Source organism: Pseudomonas sp. R2-7-07, assembly GCF_003852355.1.
In the GTDB taxonomy this organism is placed as follows: domain Bacteria; phylum Pseudomonadota; class Gammaproteobacteria; order Pseudomonadales; family Pseudomonadaceae; genus Aquipseudomonas.
This window is the reverse complement of record NZ_CP027759.1, coordinates 1296680-1314703: the sequence shown is the minus strand read 5'-3', so window position 1 is coordinate 1314703 and position 18024 is coordinate 1296680. Positions and strand designations below refer to the sequence as shown.

Genomic DNA, 18024 nt, shown 5'->3' with positions numbered 1-18024 from the left:
GCCCATCTATGAGAGAATCCCCAGCCATCGTCACGCCCTAGCACTCATGACCCAGAGAAGCAGATGAAACCAGTGTCCGCCCCGGCATCCCGTTACGCGATGATTCACAAGGTAATGCGTGACGCAATCGTCAACGGCACCGCGCGCCACGGGCTTGTGCTGCTGGAGGCGCCGCTGGCCGAGCTGTTCGGCACCAGCCGCGTGCCGGTGCGCAAGGCGCTGGACCTGCTGCACGATGAGGGCCTGATCTGCCGCTTCAACGGCCGTGGCTACCTGATCAATCCCGAAGGCCTGGCCGTGGAGCCGCTGCGCCTGCCCCTGAGCCACGCGCACCTGGGCCTCAACGGCGACGACGAACTGGTGGACACCCGGCCCCTGGGCGAGCGGATCGTCGAGGAAATCGGCGCAGCACTGTCCACCTGCATCGCCTTTGGCCATTACCGCCTGGACGAACAAGCCGCCGCCGACCACTACGGCGTCAGCCGCGCCGTGGTCCGCGAAGCGCTGATGCGCCTGCGCGACCGTGGCCTGGTGGAGAAAGAGCCCTACTCCCAATGGTTGGCCGGGCCGTTGACCGCGCGGGAAGTCACCGAAGACTACGAACTGCGCGCCTGCCTGGAACCCGAGGCCTTGCGCCAGAGCGCGCCGGGCCTCGACCGGGAAGTCCTCGAAGCCATGTTGCAGCGGGTCACGGCGGCCCAGCAGAACCCGCAATGCAGCCTGGAAGCCATCGAGCAGATCGAAGAGGACTTGCACCAGCGCTGCCTGGCCGGCCTGCAGAACCGCAAGATCGCCGCGCTGATCCGCCAGGGCCAGAGCCCGATGATCATCAGTCGGATTTTCCATCGATTGCTGGGAATCGGCGCCGATCCGGCCATGCTCGCCGAACATCGCCTGATCCTGGAGCTTTTGCTCCACGGCGCCTTCGATGCCGCCGCGCTGAACCTGCGCGAACACCTGCAACGGGCGCGGCAGCGAATGTTGCAGCGCTTGAAGGTGCTCTCGGTACTGCCCGAGCAGCCACTGCCGGCCTACCTCCACAAAATCAGCTGACCGCGTCGCTGCAGTAACTTTATGTAATATGTTCCTATCTCACCCCTACCATTGAAACCACCGCTGCCCTGCCCCATCTAAGCTGCATACTTCCTTATGCAGGTGCCCCATGAGCGACCAGCAAGACGTCCCTGATTACGACCTGAACGACTACGCCGACCCCGAAAACGCTGAAACTTCGTCCAACACCGGCCTGGCCCTGCCTGGGCAAAACCTGCCGGACAAGGTCTACATCATCCCGATCCACAACCGGCCGTTTTTTCCGGCGCAGGTGTTGCCGGTCATCGTCAATGAAGAACCCTGGGCCGAAACCCTGGAACTGGTGAGCAAATCCGACCACCATTCCCTCGCCCTGTTTTTCATGGATACACCGCCCGAAGACCCGCGCCATTTCGACACCTCTGCCCTGCCGCTGTACGGCACCCTGGTCAAGGTGCACCACGCCAGCCGCGAAAACGGCAAGCTGCAATTCGTGGCCCAGGGCCTGACGCGCGTGCGCATCAAGACCTGGCTCAAGCACCACCGCCCACCGTACCTGGTGGAGGTCGAATACCCGCACCAGCCGAGCGAGCCGACCGACGAGGTCAAGGCCTACGGCATGGCGCTGATCAATGCGATCAAGGAACTGCTGCCGCTCAACCCGCTGTACAGCGAAGAGTTGAAGAACTACCTCAACCGCTTCAGCCCCAACGACCCGTCACCGCTCACCGACTTCGCCGCTGCGCTGACCTCGGCCACCGGTAACGAGTTGCAGGAAGTGCTCGATTGCGTGCCCATGCTCAAACGCATGGAAAAAGTTTTGCCGATGCTGCGCAAAGAGGTCGAAGTCGCGCGCCTGCAAAAAGAACTCTCCGCCGAAGTGAACCGCAAGATCGGCGAGCATCAGCGCGAGTTCTTCCTCAAGGAACAGCTCAAGGTCATCCAGCAAGAGCTGGGCCTGACCAAGGACGACCGCAGCGCCGATGTCGAACAATTCGAGCAGCGACTGGTGGGCAAGACGCTGCCGGCCCAGGCGCAGAAACGTATCGATGAAGAACTCAACAAGCTGTCGATCCTCGAAACCGGCTCGCCGGAATACGCCGTCACCCGTAACTACCTGGACTGGGCCACTTCGGTACCGTGGGGCGTGTATGGCGAAGACAAACTCGACCTGAAACACGCGCGCAAGGTGTTGGATAAGCATCATGCGGGCCTGGATGACATCAAGAGCCGCATCCTCGAGTTCCTCGCGGTAGGCGCCTATAAAGGTGAGGTCGCCGGTTCCATCGTGCTGCTGGTGGGCCCGCCGGGCGTGGGCAAGACCAGCGTCGGTAAATCCATCGCCGAGTCCCTGGGGCGGCCGTTCTACCGCTTCAGTGTCGGCGGCATGCGCGACGAGGCCGAGATCAAGGGCCACCGCCGCACCTACATCGGCGCGCTGCCGGGCAAGCTGGTGCAGGCGCTCAAGGATGTGGAAGTGATGAACCCGGTGATCATGCTCGACGAGATCGACAAGATGGGCCAGAGCTTCCAGGGCGACCCGGCCTCGGCGCTGCTTGAAACCCTCGATCCCGAGCAGAACGTCGAATTCCTCGACCACTACCTGGACCTGCGCCTGGACCTGTCCAAGGTGCTGTTCGTGTGCACCGCCAACACCCTGGACTCGATCCCCGGCCCGTTGCTCGACCGCATGGAAGTGATTCGCCTGTCGGGCTACATCACCGAAGAAAAAGTCGCCATCGCCAAGCGCCACCTGTGGCCCAAGCAGCTGGAAAAAGCCGGCGTGGCAAAAACCAGCCTGAGCATCAGCGACGGCGCCCTGCGTGCGTTGATCGATGGCTATGCGCGGGAAGCCGGCGTGCGTCAGTTGGAGAAACAGCTGGGCAAACTGGTGCGCAAGGCGGTGGTCAAGCTGCTGGATGAGCCGAATTCGGTGATCAAGATCGCTAACAAGGACCTGGAAGCCTCCCTGGGCATGCCGGTGTTTCGCAATGAACAAGTGCTGTCGGGCACCGGTGTGATTACCGGCCTGGCCTGGACCAGCATGGGTGGCGCGACCTTGCCGATCGAAGCGACGCGCATCCACACGCTCAATCGCGGCTTCAAGCTCACCGGGCAACTGGGTGACGTGATGAAGGAATCCGCAGAAATCGCCTACAGCTTCATCAGCTCCAACCTGAAGTCGTTTGGCGGTGATCCGAAGTTCTTCGATGAAGCCTTCGTCCATTTGCACGTACCGGAAGGCGCCACGCCAAAAGACGGGCCGAGCGCGGGCGTGACCATGGCCAGCGCGCTGCTGTCCCTGGCACGCAACCAGCCGCCGAAAAAAGGCGTGGCCATGACCGGCGAACTGACGTTGACCGGGCATGTGCTGCCGATTGGCGGCGTGCGGGAAAAGGTGATCGCGGCGCGGCGCCAGAAGATTCACGAGTTGATCTTGCCGGAGCCCAATCGTGGCAGTTTTGAGGAGTTGCCGGAGTACCTTAAGGAAGGGATGACGGTGCACTTTGCCAAGCGCTTTGCGGATGTGGCCAAAGTGTTGTTCTGACAGTTATGTAGTGTCTGAGCTGGCGCTATCGGGGGCAAGCTGAACTGGTCAAGTAATCCCGGACACCGATTACGGTGTTTATGCCGCTTTTTGCTCCATGGCTATTGGCGACAGGTAGTTGTTGTAGCTGTGGAGCCTGATTCGGTTGTATCGCATGAAGAAGCTGGTCATATCCTGCTTGGCTTCTTCAACTGTCATATAGCCCTTGGTGGGCACCCACTCTGATTTGAGCGTCCCAAAGAAACGCTCTGTTGGTGCATTGTCCCAGCACTGCCCTCTGCGGCTCATGCTTTGGGTTATCCCATACTCCAGCAACGCGGACTGAAAGAGCTGGCTGGTGTATTGGCAGCCTTGATCCGAATGAAACATCAAGCCTGCATGTTTGCCTCGAACCTCCACCGCCATTCTCAGCGCCTTGCTAACCAGGTTGGCGTCATTGATCAGAGAAAACGCCCAGCCAACGATTCGGCGGGCGAACAGATCAATGACCACTGCCAAGTGATACCAGCGTTTCCCAACCATTAGGCTGGTAACGTCGCCGCACCAGACTTGATTAATTGCGGTTGGCTCGAAGTTACGCTCAAGCAGGTTCTTGGCCACAAATGCTTCAACGCCTCTAGAGCGATATTGATGGCGGCGGCGCTGTCTGCTGGCCAGATTTGCCTCCGCCATGAGTTTTCCGGCCAGATGCCGACCTACCTTGATCTGCTGGGCCTTCAAGTGCTGAGAGATCATCCGTGCACCTGCACTTCCCCGGCTTTCGTCATGCAGTTGCACGACTTTTGCTCTAAGCGCGTCACGCTTGGTATTCGGCTCTGAGCGACGCTTAAGCCAGTCATAAAGCGCGCTGCGGGAAACGTTCAGCGCACTACAAAGAAGGCGGGTCGGATATGAGCTCGACTCTCTCAGCTCCTCGATCAGGAAAAACGATCGGGATCCGACATCAAGAGAGCCGTAGCTTTTTTTAAGATTTCAGCCTCGGTCTCCAGGCGCTTGACCTTGGCTCGCAGCTGTTGAAGCTCTCGCTGTTCGTCGCTGATTGCCTTGGTACCTGCCACTGGCTGCCCTTTCTGACGCTCTTTGCGAACCTGATCAATCCAACGGCGCAGAGCCGTAGGCCCAACGCTCATCGACGCGCAGACGTCAGGAACTGAGCAGTTATCATCAAGAACCATACTTGCAGCACGTTGCTTGAACTCGCGGGTGTAGGTCTTTCGTTCTTGCATGGAACCTCCTGATTGGGCGAATCATATCGCCCTTAAGAGGTGTCCGGGATCATTAGGCCAGTTCAAGCCCCCTCCCACATTTTGACCGCATTCCAAAGAATGTACCCGGTCAAGTGTGGGAGGGGGCTTGCTCCCGATGAGGCCAGACCTGCCAACACAACCCCCCTCCTGTCACACCTTGTCTCATCTTCGGTTATGCTCGCCCTTCGTCGTGTACAACCGGAGCCCCCATGACCGTTGCCCGCCTGTTTCTCCCCTTGAGCCTTGCCCTGCTGGCCGCATGCGCCAGCGCGCCGAAGCAAAACATCAGCGTGGACGACCAGAGCGCCTGCCCGCTCCAGCTCACTTCCGGTCAGAACCTGATCCTCACCCTGCCCAGCAACCCCACCACCGGCTACCGCTGGGCCATCCAGGACTCCGCCGGCGGCGTGTTGCGGGCGCTGAGCCCGGAGGTGTACAGCAGCAGCGAATCCGGCGTGATCGGTGGCGGCGGCCAGTCCACCTGGCGTTTCCAGGCCTTTACCGCCGGGCAAGGCCGTTTGCGCCTGACCTCCCAGCAACCGTGGGAGCCGGAGGCCGAACCCGCCCAGACGTTCGACTGCGCCATTACGGTGAACTGACGGGCTGACCTCAGCCGCTGCCGGCCTCGGCTTTCCATCAGACAACCCGCGCATCCGCGGGCCAACTTGGCTAAAATGCCGGCCTTTCCTTCCTCGTCGCCGGAACAACCGTGAGCAAAGAACCCGATCGCCTATTCGCCCAGCCCCTGCCCCAGGTGCCGGACTTCGCCTTTAACGAAGACGTGGTGCGGGTGTTCCCGGACATGATCAAGCGCTCGGTGCCCGGTTACCCGACCATCGTTGAGAACCTCGGCGTGCTCGCCGCCCAGTTCGCCCAGCCGGGCAGTGTGCTGTATGACCTGGGCTCGTCCCTGGGCGCCGTGACCCAGGCCCTGCGCCGCCATGTGCGTACCGACGGGTGCCGGGTGATCGCGGTGGATAACTCGACGGCGATGGTCGAACGCTGCCGCGAATACCTCAATGGCCAGGATTCGATGTTCCAGGAATTGCTGCCGGTGGAGGTGATCGAGGGCGATATCCTCGCCCTGCACTTCCAGCCGGCCTCGGTGGTCGCGCTGAACTTCACCCTGCAATTCATCGCCCCCGATGAACGCCTGGCGTTGCTCGGGCGCATCCGTCAGTCGCTGCTGCCGGGCGGTGCACTGATCCTCTCGGAAAAGCTGCGCTTCAACGATGCCCAGGAACAGGCGCTGCTGACCGACCTGCATATCGCGTTCAAACGCGCCAACGGCTACAGCGAACTGGAAATCGCCCAGAAGCGCAGCGCCATCGAAAACGTCATGAAGCCCGACAGCCTCGAAGAACACCGCGAACGCCTGCTGGCGGCCGGGTTCTCGAAAGTCGTGCCGTGGTTCCAGTGTCTTAACTTTGCCTCGTTGATTGCCTTGCCATGATTGATTTGTCTCCCCTCGCCCGCCATCTGGTCGGCACTCCCTTGGCCGTGTGGGCCCAGGGCCTGCAAGCGCAGCTCGATAGCAAAATGGAAAAAGGCCATGGCGACCTGGAGCGCTGGCAAAGTGCATTGGACGCATTGCCCAACATCCAGCCCAGCCACGTCGACTTGCTCACAGGCCTGGTGTTGGACACTGAATGCGATGACGCCACCCGTGCGCAAATGCACACCGCGCTGATGGGCCTGAGCCCGTGGCGCAAGGGGCCATTCCACCTGTTCGGCGTGCATGTGGACACCGAATGGCGCTCGGACTGGAAGTGGTCGCGGGTGGCGCCGCACCTGGATTTGAACGGCAAGCGCATCCTCGACGTGGGCTGCGGCAACGGCTATTACATGTGGCGCATGCTCGGCGCCGGCGCGGACAGCGTGATTGGCGTCGACCCGAACTGGCTGTTTTTCTGCCAGTTCCAGGCGGTGCAGCGGTACCTGTCAGCACCCAGGGCCTGGCACCTGCCGTTCCCGTTCGAAGACTTGCCGGCGAACCTTGAAGGCTTCGACACGGTGTTTTCCATGGGCGTGTTCTATCACCGTCGTTCGCCGATCGAACATCTGCTGGCGCTGAAAGACACCCTGGTCAAGGGCGGCGAACTGGTACTGGAAACCCTGGTGGTGGAAGGCGACCAGCAACAAGTGCTGGTACCGGAAGACCGCTACGCGCAGATGCGTAACGTATGGTTCCTGCCCTCGGTCCCGGCATTGATGCTCTGGCTGCGCCGCGCTGGTTTCAGTGATGTGCGTTGCGTGGATGTGAGCGTGACCACGGTGGAGGAACAGCGTGGGACAGCTTGGATGAAATATCAGTCGCTGAGTGATTTTCTCGATTCAGAAGATCCCAGCAAGACGATTGAGGGGCTGCCGGCGCCGATGCGGGCGGTGATCATCGCCAGAAAGTAACCCGATCTCCCTGAAACAACATGGATCTAAATGTGGGAGGGGGCTTGCTCCCGATGGCGGTGGGTCAGCTACAACCATGCTGACTGACACACTGCTATCGGGAGCAAGCCCCCTCCCACATTTGCTTATCAGTGTTCTAGAGCGGTGGCTTGGCTCGGCGGGCCTTGAAGAACTCGCTCAATACCGTTCCACACTCTTCAGCCAGCACCCCACCCTCAAACAACACCCGATGGTTCAGAAAGCCCTGGGTAAAAAACTGCCCCTGGCTCTGCACAATCCCGGCCTTGGGCTCCAGCGCGCCATACACCACCCGTGCAACCCGCGAATGCACGATCAGGCCGGCGCACATGCTGCACGGCTCCAACGTCACATACAGCGTGCTGCGCACCAGGCGATAGTTGCTGATCGCTTGCGCAGCGGCGCGGATGGCGACCATCTCGGCATGCGCGCTGGGGTCATTGCCGCTGATCGGGCAGTTGAAACCGCGGCCAATGATCTCACCGTTTTGCACCAGGACCGCGCCCACCGGCACTTCACCCAGCGCCGCGCCCTGGGCGGCAAGTGCCAGGGCTTCGCGCATGAAGGTTTGGTCGCGGCTGCGGTCGATGATCGCCGGGCGAATCTGGCGCATCACGCCACCTCGATGGCGGCCATCAGGCCGGTTTCCATATGGTCGATCACATGGCAGTGGAACATCCACACGCCCGGGTTATCCGCCACCAACGCCACGCGGGCGCGTTCGTTCTTGCCCAGCAGGTAGGTGTCGGTGAAATACGGGATGACCTTGTGGCGGTTCGAGGCAATCACCTTGAAACTCATGCCGTGCAGGTGGATCGGGTGCTGGTACTGGGTCATGTTCTTCAATTCGAAAATATAGCTCTTGCCCTTCTCCAACTTGGCGATCGGGCGGTCGGCGCAGGTTTTGTCGGTGATGTCCCAGGCCTGGCCGTTGATCTGCCACAAGCTCGGTGGCTTGCCGTTGTCGACGTTGACCGACACCGAACCGACCCACTCGAAGTTGAAGTTGAGTTTCTCTGCATTGGCCAGGTCCGGTTCGGCAACCGGGTTGGGCGGCAATGCGGGCGGCCATTCGCTCGGCGCGTCGGTATTGGCCACCGAGCGGAACGTACCCAGACGCACCGGGCCATTGCGGATCGACAGCTCTTCGCCCGCCGGCGGCGCCTTGATCGCCAGGCAAATACGCATGCCAGGGCCCAGCCAGTATTCCTTGCCCAGCGGGCGCGGCTCGATGGGGTTGCCGTCCAGCGCGTAGATCTGCGCTTCGACATCCGGGATGTTGAGGCGATAAGTCAGGGTGTTGTCGAGGTTGAGCAGGCGCACTCGGGTGATCTGCCCGGCCGGCAGGTCGATCACCGCCTGGGCCACGCCGTTGATGGTGGACAGACGCCCTGCCGTACCGCCACGCGCCGCCTCACGGGGAATACTGAACGCCACGAAGGCGCCCTCTTCGTCCACGTGCCAGCTTTTCAGGCTGAGGGTGCGCTCGTGCTTGAAGCCGGTGGGCTCACGCTCTTCGATGATCAACGGCCCGACCAGGCCACGGCCGAGTTCTTCGCTGCTGTTCACATGGGGGTGGTACCAGTAGCTGCCGGCGTCGGGCACGCGGAACTTGTAATCGAAGTATTCCCCTGGCAATACCGGCAATTGCGAGACGTAGGGCACGCCGTCCATTTCCAGCGGCAGGCGGATGCCATGCCAGTGGATGGTGGTGGCGACCGGCAGGTGGTTGATAAAGCGCACCCGCAGCCATTCGCCCTGGCGTACGCGCAGCTCGGTGCCAGGCGCAGAGGGGCCGAACGCCCAGGCTTGGGTGGTGTGGCCCGGCACCAGTTCCACATCGAGCGGCGCGGCGATCAGTTGGTAGTCGCTTCCTGCGTTGGCATCGGCAACCTTGCCCAGCCAGTAGCGATAGGCGCCACCGGCGCCCACACCTACGACGGCCAGGCCGGCAAGGCCACCGAGGATCTGTCGACGGGAAAACGATTGGGACACAACAACCTCACGTATCGGTCGCAGGCCAGGGCCCGCAAAGGGCAGATACGATACACCTGCGCGGGCTAAACAGTAAGGGTTCGCATGTGAGAGGGGGCTTGCCCCCGATGGCGGTGTATCAGCCATAGGTGTGTGGCTGACACTCTGCTATCGGGAGCAAGCCCCCTCCCACATTGGATTTGCATTGTTTTCTAGTGCTTGGCGGCGGCCAGGATCAGGGCTTTCATCTCGGCCACGGCGCCTTTGAACCCGACGAACAGCGCATGAGCCACCAGCGCATGCCCGATGTTCAGTTCGTTGATGCCCTTGATCGCGGCCACGGCTTCGACGTTGTGGTAGTGCAGGCCATGGCCGGCGTTGACGATCAGGCCTTCAGTGAGGCCGCAGTTCACACCGTCGATGATGCGTTGCAGCTCCTCGGCCACTTCGGTCGGCGTGGTGGCATCGGCGTAGCGGCCGGTGTGCAATTCGATCGCCGGCGCGCCGACACGGCGCGAGGCTTCGATCTGGCGCTCGTCGGCGTCGATGAACAAGGACACTTCGCTGCCGATCTTCGACAGGCGCTCCACGGCAGCCTTGATCCGCGCTTCCTGGCCAGCCACGTCGAGGCCGCCTTCGGTGGTCAGTTCCTGACGAGTCTCCGGCACCAGGCAAATGTGCGCCGGGCGGATGCGCTCGGCGAACGCCATCATTTCCTCGGTGACGCCCATTTCGAAGTTCATGCGGGTCTGCAGCACGTCCTTGAGCAGCAGCACATCGCGCTCCTGGATGTGGCGGCGGTCTTCGCGCAGGTGCACGGTGATGCCGTCGGCACCCGCTTCTTCGGCGTCCAGTGCAGCCTTGACCGGGTCAGGGTAACGGGTGCCCCGGGCCTGGCGCAGGGTGGCGACGTGGTCGATGTTGACGCCAAGAAGAATGCGATTGCTGGTGCTCACGGAAGCGCTCCTGAAAAGGGAAAGAATCGGTGCACAGCATACACGGGGATGTCAGGGCTTTCGAAACAACTCGCGACTGACCAGCGGCCGTCCGCCCAGGTGCACGGCCAGGGCCTGGCGCATCAGGCGCTTGGCGGCGGACAAGGCGCCGGGGGCCGTCCAGTCCGCCTCGCTCATGGCCAGCAGTTCGGTGCCCTGGAACAGACCGGGTTGCAACAAGTACACACGTTCAAGGCCTGCGTCCACTTGCAGGCGATACATGCCATCGGCGGCGACGGGATCACCGTGCAGGTCGTTGTGCAGTTCAAAACCGTAGCCCAGATCATCCAGCAGGCACCATTCGAAGGCGCGCAGCAGCGGCTCCAGGGGACGGCCTTCAGCGAGGGCGAGCAAGGTGGCGGCGTAGTGATCGAAGACCGCCGGGTGCGGGTCTTCGGCGGGCAACAGGCGGATCAGCAGCTCATTGAGATAGAGCCCGCTGAACAGCGCATCGCCATTGAGCCAGGCAGAGGTGCCAACGCTTTCCAGGCGGCCGACGTTCTTCAACTCGCCCTTGCCACGAAACTCCACGTCCAGCGCCACGAAGGGCCGCGCCAACGTGCCGGCCTTGCCCCGCGCACTGCGCAAAACCGCGCGCAGGCGACCTTGAGGCGTGAGGAAATCCACCAGCGCGCTGGTCTCACGGTAGGCGCGGCTGTGCAGGACGTAGGCGAGCTGGCTGGGGGGTGGGGTTGGGGACATGGGTTCTCGATCTTGAAAACAACACAAACCTAATGTGGGAGGGGGCTTGCTCCCGATAGCGGTGGGTCAGTTAACACATAAGTGACTGACAGACTGCCATCGGGAGCAAGCCCCCTCCCACATTTTTTATCCTGCGGTGTGCTTACAGGTCGCCGTAGCCGAGGGAGCGCAACGCACGCTCATCATCGGACCAGCCACCCTTAACCTTCACCCACAGGTTAAGCATGATCTTGGAATCGAACAGCAATTCCATGTCCTTGCGCGCTTCGGTGCCGATGCGCTTGATGCGCTCGCCCTTGTCGCCAATGATGATTTTCTTCTGGCCGTCACGCTCAACGAGGATCAAGGCATGAATGTGCAGGGTTTTGCCCTGCTGCTTGAACTCTTCGATTTCAACGGTGATCTGGTACGGCAGCTCGGCGCCCATCTGGCGCATGATTTTCTCGCGCACCAGTTCGGCGGCAAGGAAGCGGCTGCTGCGGTCGGTGATCTGATCTTCCGGGAAGAAATGCTCGTTCTCCGGCAGGTAGCCGGCGATCACGCGCTCCAGGGCTTCGAGGTTGTGGCCGTGCTGCGCCGAGATCGGCATGATCTGGGCGTTCGGCAGTTGCTCCTGCAGCCAGCTCAGGTGCGGCATCAGCTCGGCTTTGTCTTCGATGCGGTCGGTCTTGTTCAGCGCGACGATCAAGGGGCCGGTGACGTACTGCACACGCTCGAGGACCATCTGGTCTTCGTCGGTCCACTTGGTGCGGTCAACCACGAAGATCACCACGTCGACGTCTTTCAACGCCGCCGAAGCGGTCTTGTTCATGTAGCGGTTAAGCGCTTTTTCGCCGCCTTTGTGCATGCCGGGGGTGTCCACATAGACCGCTTGCACGTTGCCTTCGGTCTTGATGCCCAGCATGTTGTGGCGGGTGGTCTGCGGCTTGCGCGAGGTGATCGCGAGCTTCTGGCCGAGGATGTGGTTCAGCAGCGTGGACTTGCCCACGTTCGGGCGGCCGACGATGGCAACATAGCCACAGCGTGTTGCGGTTGAATCAGTCATGGCCATTCTCCACGCCCAGGGCAATCAGTGCTGCAGCGGCCGCTACCTGTTCGGCAATACGACGGCTCACACCCTGACCTCGGCTTTTTTCGTTCAGTAAGGTGATTTCACATTCCACGAAGAACACGCGGCAATGCGGCTCACCCTGGATATCCACCACTTCGTAGCGTGGCAGTTCGCAACCGCGCGATTGCAGGTATTCCTGCAGGCGGGTCTTGGGATCTTTGTTGGTGTCGACCAGCGTCAGGCTCTCGATTTCCGACGCCAGCCAGGCGACCACGCGCTCCTTGGCCGTTTCCATCCCGGCATCGAGGTAGATCGCACCGATCAATGCTTCCAGGGCATCAGCCAGGATCGACTCGCGCCGGAAACCGCCGCTTTTCAATTCACCGGAGCCCAGCCGCAGGTACTCGCCCAGGCCGAAACCTCGGGCCAGCACGGCCAGGGTCTCGCCTTTCACAAGGCGTGCACGCAGGCGCGAAAGCTGGCCTTCACGGGCCTGGGGAAAACGCTCGAAGAGCGCCTCACCGGCGGCGAAGTTGAGGATGGCGTCACCAAGGAATTCCAGGCGCTCGTTATTGCGCCCCGCGAAGCTGCGGTGTGTGAGGGCAAGGACCATCAATTCCTGGTCCTTGAAGGTGTAGCCGAGCTGACGCTCGAGACGACTGAGAGAAACGGTCACGGTTTATCCATATCTAGTTGGTGGCACCGGCGGCCATCGACGATTGACGCAGTGTTCAAATTCAAATCCTGATGGGTGCTGCGGGGCAGCGGAAAATGTCCAAGCCCCAGAAAAGCATTCGGCGCTGTGTTCACAGCGCCGCTTGTATTACTTGATCAGCCCTACCCGCGAGAAGTTCGGCAGGTGGCTGAGCTTGGGTTCCGGCCAACTCATCCAGACCGCGAAGGCTTTGCCGACAATATTCTCGTCGGGCACCATGCCCAGCAGGTCCTTGGGAATACTGGGGTCGTCCCAGTAGCGGCTGTCATTGGAGTTGTCGCGGTTGTCGCCCATCATGAAATAGTGCCCGGCTGGCACTTTCCACTGACCATCGGGCATCGCGCGGTAGCGGCTCATTTCCTTGCGGATCTGGTGCTCTACCGTACCGAGTTTTTCCTGGTACAGCTCGGCGCTGCCCAAGGTATTCGGCTCGGCGCCCAGCAGTTTCTCGGCCACTGACTCACCGTTGACGAACAGGCGCTTGTCGCTGGTGTAGCGGATCACGTCGCCCGGCAGGCCGACCACCCGCTTGATGTAGTTGACGTTCGGGTCGCTTGGGTAGCGGAACACCATCACATCACCGCGCTGGGGGTCACCGACTTCGATGACCTTCTTGTCGATCACCGGCAAGCGGATCCCGTAGGAAAACTTGTTCACCAGGATAAAGTCGCCCACGTCCAGGGTAGGTTTCATCGACCCCGATGGGATCTGGAACGGCTCCACCAGGAACGAACGCAGCACCAGCACGATGAACAACACCGGGAAGAACGACTTGCCGTATTCAACCAGCAAGGGCTCCTTGTTCAGCTTCTCGACCACCACCGCATCAGGCTGGCTGACGCTGCCCTGATAGGAGGCGATAGCCGCCCGCCGACGCGGGGCGAAGAACACCAGATCGAGCAACGCCAGGAGGCCGCAAACGGCGACGGCGATGACCAGCAACAGCGGGAAATTTAGTGACATAGGACCTAACTATCCAACCTGAGCACCGCAAGGAAGGCTTCTTGTGGAATTTCCACGTTGCCCACTTGCTTCATGCGTTTTTTACCGGCCTTTTGCTTCTCAAGCAGCTTGCGCTTACGGCTTACGTCACCGCCGTAGCATTTGGCCAGTACGTTCTTTCTGAGTGCCTTGACGGAGGTCCGCGCAATGATCTGGCCGCCGATGGCGGCCTGGATCGCGACGTCGAACATCTGGCGCGGAATCAGTTCTTTCATCTTCTCGGTCAACTGGCGACCTTTGTAGTGCGCATTGTCCTTGTGCACGATCAGTGCCAGGGCATCGACCTTGTCGCCGTTGATCAGCACATCCAGTTTCACCAGATTAGCCGATTGGTAACGATCGAAATGGTAATCCAGCGAAGCATAGCCGCGGCTGGTGGATTTGAGACGGTCGAAGAAGTCCAGGACCACTTCGTTCATCGGCAAATCGTAGGTCACTTGCACCTGGGTACCGAGGAACAACATGTCGTGCTGCACGCCACGTTTTTCGATACACAGGGTGATGACGTTGCCCAGGTGCTCCTGCGGAACCAGGATATTGGCCCGCACGATCGGCTCGCGCATATCTTCGATGGAAGACAGATCCGGAAGCTTGGACGGGTTGTCGACGTAAATCGTTTCACCGGTTTTCAGCGCCAGCTCAAAAATAACCGTCGGCGCGGTGGTGATCAGGTCCAGGTCGTATTCGCGCTCCAGGCGCTCCTGGATGATCTCCATGTGCAGCATGCCCAGGAACCCGCACCGGAAGCCGAAGCCCAGGGCGTCGGAGCTTTCCGGGGTGTACTGCAGGGACGAGTCGTTGAGGGTCAGCTTCTGCAGGGCTTCGCGGAAGTCTTCGAAGTCGTCGGAGCTGACCGGGAACAGGCCGGCGTAGACCTGCGGCTGGATGCGTTTGAAGCCCGGCAGCACGTCGACATCGGGGGTGGAACTCAAGGTCAGGGTGTCACCTACCGGCGCGCCGTGAATGTCCTTGATACCGGCGATGATGAAGCCCACTTCACCGGCTTTCAGGTCCGTGGTGGCGGTGTGCTTGGGGTTGAACACACCGACGCTGTCCACCAGGTGGATCTTGCCGGTGGATTTGACCAGGATCTTGTCGCCCTTCTTAACGCGGCCGTGGCGTACGCGCACCAGGGACACGACGCCCAGGTAGTTGTCGAACCAGGAATCGATGATCAACGCCTGCAGCGGATCTTCGTAGTTACCGGTAGGGGCCGGGATGGTCTTGACCAGGCGCTCGAGCACTTCGTCGACGCCAAGGCCCGTCTTGGCGCTGCACTCGACGGCGTCGGTGGCGTCAATGCCGATGATTTTTTCGATTTCTTCTTTTACGCGGTCCGGATCGGCCTGGGGCAGGTCGATCTTGTTCAGCACCGGCATGACCTCCAGGCCCTGCTCGATGGCGGTATAGCAGTTGGCTACGGACTGGGCCTCGACGCCCTGGCCGGCGTCGACCACCAGCAAGGCACCTTCACAGGCCGCCAGCGAGCGGCTGACTTCGTAGGTGAAGTCAACATGGCCGGGGGTGTCAATGAAGTTCAGCTGGTACTTGATACCGTCTTTGGCGGTGTAGTACAGGGTGACGCTATGGGCCTTGATGGTGATCCCGCGTTCACGCTCGAGGTCCATGGAGTCCAGGACCTGGGCTTCCATCTCACGCTCGGCAAGGCCGCCGCACATCTGGATGAATCGATCGGCCAGCGTCGACTTGCCATGGTCAATGTGGGCGATGATGGAGAAATTGCGGATATGACTCAAATCACTCACGGATCAACACTCAAAAAGGCTGCAGGCAGATTGCCCGCTGAAAAATAGCCGGGAATTGTACCTGATGCTCAGGCCAGACGTCATCTTTGCTGACCAGAACAAAAATGCCCCGCTGGGATAAGCGGGGCATTTTTTATGCATAAGCGCGCAATCAACCGGCTCGGCGCAACAACCAGAACCCGGCCACGGCGCAGATAAACGTCGGCACCAGCACCGCAAACAGCGGCGAGAAGCCGAATACCAGGCTCGACGGCCCCAGCAGGTCCTGGGCGATGCGGAAGGTGAAGCCCACCAGCACGCCGGTGAATACCCGCTGGCCGAGGGTCACGGAACGCAACGGGCCGAAGATAAAGGAGATCGCCATCAACACCAGCGCGGCGGTGACCACCGGCTGCAGCACCTTGACCCAGAACGCCAGCCAGTAGCGGCCATTGTTCAGGCCCTGGTCCTTGAGGTAGTGGATGTAGCTCCAAAGCCCCGAGATCGGCAGGGTTTCCGGGACCATGATCACGGTATTGAGCAGTTCCGGCTTGAGCGCGATGTCCCATGCCTGGGTGGGCTCATTGACCACTTCGGTACTGGACTTGATGCCCTGGCCCACGTTATGGAAGAGCGTGGTGGTGACGTCGCTCAGTTGCCATTTTTCACCGTCATACTGCGCGCGCTTGGCGAAACTGGAGCTCAGCATGTGCCGCTCCTTGTCGAACGTGTAGCGCGTCACCCCGACCAACAACCCACCGGGCTGCACGGCGTTGATGTGGATGAACTGGTCACCCTGGCGATGCCACAGGCCGTGCTTGGAACTTTGCGCATCACCCGAACCCTGAGCCAGGGCGCGATTGGCCTGGGCGGTGGCTTCGGACGGTGGCGCGACGTATTCGCCGATCAGCACGCTGCACGCCATCAGCAGCAGCATTGGCTTCATCACCGCCCAGACGATACGCCCGATGGACACGCCCGCCGCGCGCATGATGGTCAATTCGCTGTTGCTGGCCAGGGTGCCCAGGCCGATCAGGCAGCCAATCAGGCCGGCCATCGGCATCATGTCGTAGAGCCGGCGCGGCGCGGTCAGCGCCACGAAGCTCAGCACGTCGGTGACCGTGTAGGTATCGGTGACGTTGCCCACTTCGTCGATGAACGCAAACAGCGAGGCCAGGCCCAGGATGATGCCCAATACCGCCAGAATGGCGATCAGTACGCTGCTACCAATGTAGCGATCGAGCTTAGCCACGAGCCAACTCCTTCAGGCCACGACGGCTCTTCATTTTCAAACGGATAGGCTCCCAATAGAGAAGCCCCAGGCCGATCACCAGGAAAATCCCGTGGACCCACCACAGGCCCAGGACGGGCGAAATCTTGCCCTTCTCCAGGGAGCCACGAGCGGAAATCAGGATGGTCAGGTACGCCATATACAACAGGATTGCCGGCAGCAGCTTGAGGAATCGGCCCTGACGCGGGTTGACGCGCGACAGCGGCACGGCCATCAAGGTCACGATGAATACCAGCAGCGGCAGCGACAGGCGCCATTGCAGCTCGGCGATGGAGCGCAGCTCCTGGCTACCGAACAGCGATGCGGTCGGGAGCGCATCGCGGTCGGTGACTTCGTCGCTGATATCGGGCTTGGGCAGCATGACGCCGTAGGTGTCGTACTTGATCACACGGTAATCGGCCAACCCCGGGCTGCCATCATAGCGATAGCCGTTGTCCAGGATCAGGTAGCGGCTGCCGTCGGGGCGCACTTCCTGGCGGCCGCCGTCGGCCACCAGGATCGAGATGCCCCGGTCTTTTTGGTCCTTGCCGAGGTTTTTCTGGGAAATGAACACGCCGCTCAGGTTGGAACGGTCTTCGGTCATTTCTTCGGTATAGGTCACGCGCGTGCCGTCGTTGAGCGCCTGGAAGCGCCCGGGTTCGAGGGTGTCGAACTCGGTCATCGCGTCCTGTTTGTTCAGCAACAGCTGAAACTGCATGGCCCCCTGAGGCGCCAGGCTCAGGCTCAACCAGGCCACCAACAGGGCAACGCCGGCGGCCGGCACCATGGTCATGGCCAGCAGGCGCTGCTGGCTCATGCCGGTGGCCGACAGCACGGTCATCTCGCTTTCGAGATACAGCCGGCCATATGCCAGCAGGATGCCAAGGAACAGGCCGAGCGGCAGGATCAGTTGCAAGAAGCCCGGCAGGCGAAAGCCCATGATCAGGAACAAAGAGCCCGGATCCAGGGCACCCGAGGCGGCCTGCGCAAGGAATTTAACGAAACGACCACTCATGATGATGACCAGCAATACCGCACTCACGGCACTCAGGGTCAACAGGACTTCGCGGGATAGATAACGGAAGACGATCAAACCAGACACTCCAGGGTTGTCAGGCTAAGGCGGCCAAACAAGCAAGCATACCGAGTCGACCCGTTTGCGCGGGCCGGCTAAAAAGATGGCGCATTATCCTGTGATTGACCGCGCCTGTCACTGCGCAACCTCATGCGCACGCACAAAGCGTGCTTCGAGGGTTGTCAGGCTCCGCCGCCGAGGTTCAAACTGCGGCCTTTGTCGCTGGCGGTTTACAAGGCTGCCA

Annotated in this window: 17 protein-coding genes; 5 read left to right on the top strand and 12 right to left on the bottom strand. The window is 61.1% G+C overall.

The window, feature by feature from the left end; all coding sequences use genetic code 11:
• Nucleotides 1-63: 63 nt before the first annotated feature.
• Both C4J86_RS05825 and lon read left to right on the top strand, forming a co-directional pair.
• Nucleotides 64-1053, top strand: a complete 990-nt coding sequence (locus tag C4J86_RS05825; RefSeq protein ID WP_124369763.1) for a GntR family transcriptional regulator — start codon at nucleotides 64-66, stop codon at nucleotides 1051-1053.
• 109 nt (nucleotides 1054-1162) lie between these two features.
• The gene (lon, locus tag C4J86_RS05820) at nucleotides 1163-3580 is read left to right on the top strand and encodes an endopeptidase La (RefSeq protein ID WP_124361454.1); all 2418 of its coding nucleotides are present in this window, start codon (nucleotides 1163-1165) and stop codon (nucleotides 3578-3580) included.
• 78 nt (nucleotides 3581-3658) lie between these two features.
• Here the strand turns inward: lon and C4J86_RS05815 are convergent, their stop codons facing one another.
• Together C4J86_RS05815 and C4J86_RS26995 are read right to left on the bottom strand one after the other, a co-directional pair.
• Nucleotides 3659-4489, bottom strand: a complete 831-nt coding sequence (locus C4J86_RS05815; protein WP_256681421.1) for an IS3 family transposase — start codon at nucleotides 4487-4489, stop codon at nucleotides 3659-3661.
• Nucleotides 4490-4497: 8 nt separating this feature from the next.
• Nucleotides 4498-4806, bottom strand: a complete 309-nt coding sequence (locus tag C4J86_RS26995; protein WP_256660109.1) for a transposase — start codon at nucleotides 4804-4806, stop codon at nucleotides 4498-4500.
• 230 nt (nucleotides 4807-5036) lie between these two features.
• Between C4J86_RS26995 and C4J86_RS05810 the strand changes: the two genes are divergently transcribed.
• The 3 genes from C4J86_RS05810 (at nucleotide 5037) to cmoB (ending at nucleotide 7233) form a co-directional block, all read left to right on the top strand.
• Nucleotides 5037-5426 (top strand): protease inhibitor I42 family protein, encoded by a 390-nt coding sequence (locus C4J86_RS05810; protein WP_124369762.1) that lies wholly within the window; start codon nucleotides 5037-5039, stop codon nucleotides 5424-5426.
• A gap of 110 nt (nucleotides 5427-5536) precedes the next feature.
• The gene (gene cmoA / locus C4J86_RS05805; RefSeq protein WP_124365955.1) at nucleotides 5537-6280 is read left to right on the top strand and encodes a carboxy-S-adenosyl-L-methionine synthase CmoA; all 744 of its coding nucleotides are present in this window, start codon (nucleotides 5537-5539) and stop codon (nucleotides 6278-6280) included.
• Nucleotides 6277-7233 (top strand): tRNA 5-methoxyuridine(34)/uridine 5-oxyacetic acid(34) synthase CmoB, encoded by a 957-nt coding sequence (gene cmoB / locus C4J86_RS05800; RefSeq protein WP_124369761.1) that lies wholly within the window; start codon nucleotides 6277-6279, stop codon nucleotides 7231-7233. The genes cmoA and cmoB overlap by 4 nt, the downstream gene beginning before the upstream one ends.
• Before the next feature lie 136 nt (nucleotides 7234-7369).
• Here the strand turns inward: cmoB and tadA are convergent, their stop codons facing one another.
• The 10 genes from tadA to lptF form a co-directional block, all read right to left on the bottom strand.
• Nucleotides 7370-7864: a tRNA adenosine(34) deaminase TadA gene (gene tadA, locus C4J86_RS05795; RefSeq protein ID WP_124369760.1), complete on the bottom strand. Its 495-nt coding sequence runs from the start codon at nucleotides 7862-7864 to the stop codon at nucleotides 7370-7372.
• Nucleotides 7864-9246, bottom strand: a complete 1383-nt coding sequence (locus tag C4J86_RS05790; protein ID WP_124369759.1) for a multicopper oxidase family protein — start codon at nucleotides 9244-9246, stop codon at nucleotides 7864-7866. The genes tadA and C4J86_RS05790 overlap by 1 nt, the downstream gene beginning before the upstream one ends.
• A gap of 191 nt (nucleotides 9247-9437) precedes the next feature.
• A complete protein-coding gene (gene pdxJ / locus C4J86_RS05785) occupies nucleotides 9438-10181 on the bottom strand; it encodes a pyridoxine 5'-phosphate synthase (RefSeq protein ID WP_124365952.1) in 744 nt (247 codons plus the stop codon).
• A gap of 51 nt (nucleotides 10182-10232) precedes the next feature.
• Entirely contained in the window at nucleotides 10233-10922 is a 690-nt protein-coding gene (recO, locus tag C4J86_RS05780) for a DNA repair protein RecO (RefSeq protein ID WP_124369758.1), read from the bottom strand.
• A 142-nt stretch (nucleotides 10923-11064) separates the two neighbouring features.
• Entirely contained in the window at nucleotides 11065-11967 is a 903-nt protein-coding gene (gene era, locus C4J86_RS05775; RefSeq protein ID WP_029297473.1) for a GTPase Era, read from the bottom strand.
• A complete protein-coding gene (rnc, locus tag C4J86_RS05770; RefSeq protein ID WP_003188856.1) occupies nucleotides 11960-12649 on the bottom strand; it encodes a ribonuclease III in 690 nt (229 codons plus the stop codon). Before rnc ends, era begins: the two co-directional genes overlap by 8 nt.
• Before the next feature lie 147 nt (nucleotides 12650-12796).
• Entirely contained in the window at nucleotides 12797-13651 is an 855-nt protein-coding gene (gene lepB / locus C4J86_RS05765) for a signal peptidase I (RefSeq protein ID WP_124369757.1), read from the bottom strand.
• Between the two features lie 5 nt (nucleotides 13652-13656).
• Nucleotides 13657-15456: a translation elongation factor 4 gene (gene lepA, locus C4J86_RS05760; protein WP_003210439.1), complete on the bottom strand. Its 1800-nt coding sequence runs from the start codon at nucleotides 15454-15456 to the stop codon at nucleotides 13657-13659.
• 151 nt (nucleotides 15457-15607) lie between these two features.
• On the bottom strand, nucleotides 15608-16687 hold the full coding sequence (lptG, locus tag C4J86_RS05755) for an LPS export ABC transporter permease LptG (protein WP_124365949.1): 1080 nt from the start codon (nucleotides 16685-16687) through the stop codon (nucleotides 15608-15610).
• The gene (gene lptF, locus C4J86_RS05750) at nucleotides 16680-17798 is read right to left on the bottom strand and encodes an LPS export ABC transporter permease LptF (RefSeq protein ID WP_124369756.1); all 1119 of its coding nucleotides are present in this window, start codon (nucleotides 17796-17798) and stop codon (nucleotides 16680-16682) included. Before lptF ends, lptG begins: the two co-directional genes overlap by 8 nt.
• Between the last annotated feature and the right edge of the window lie 226 nt (nucleotides 17799-18024).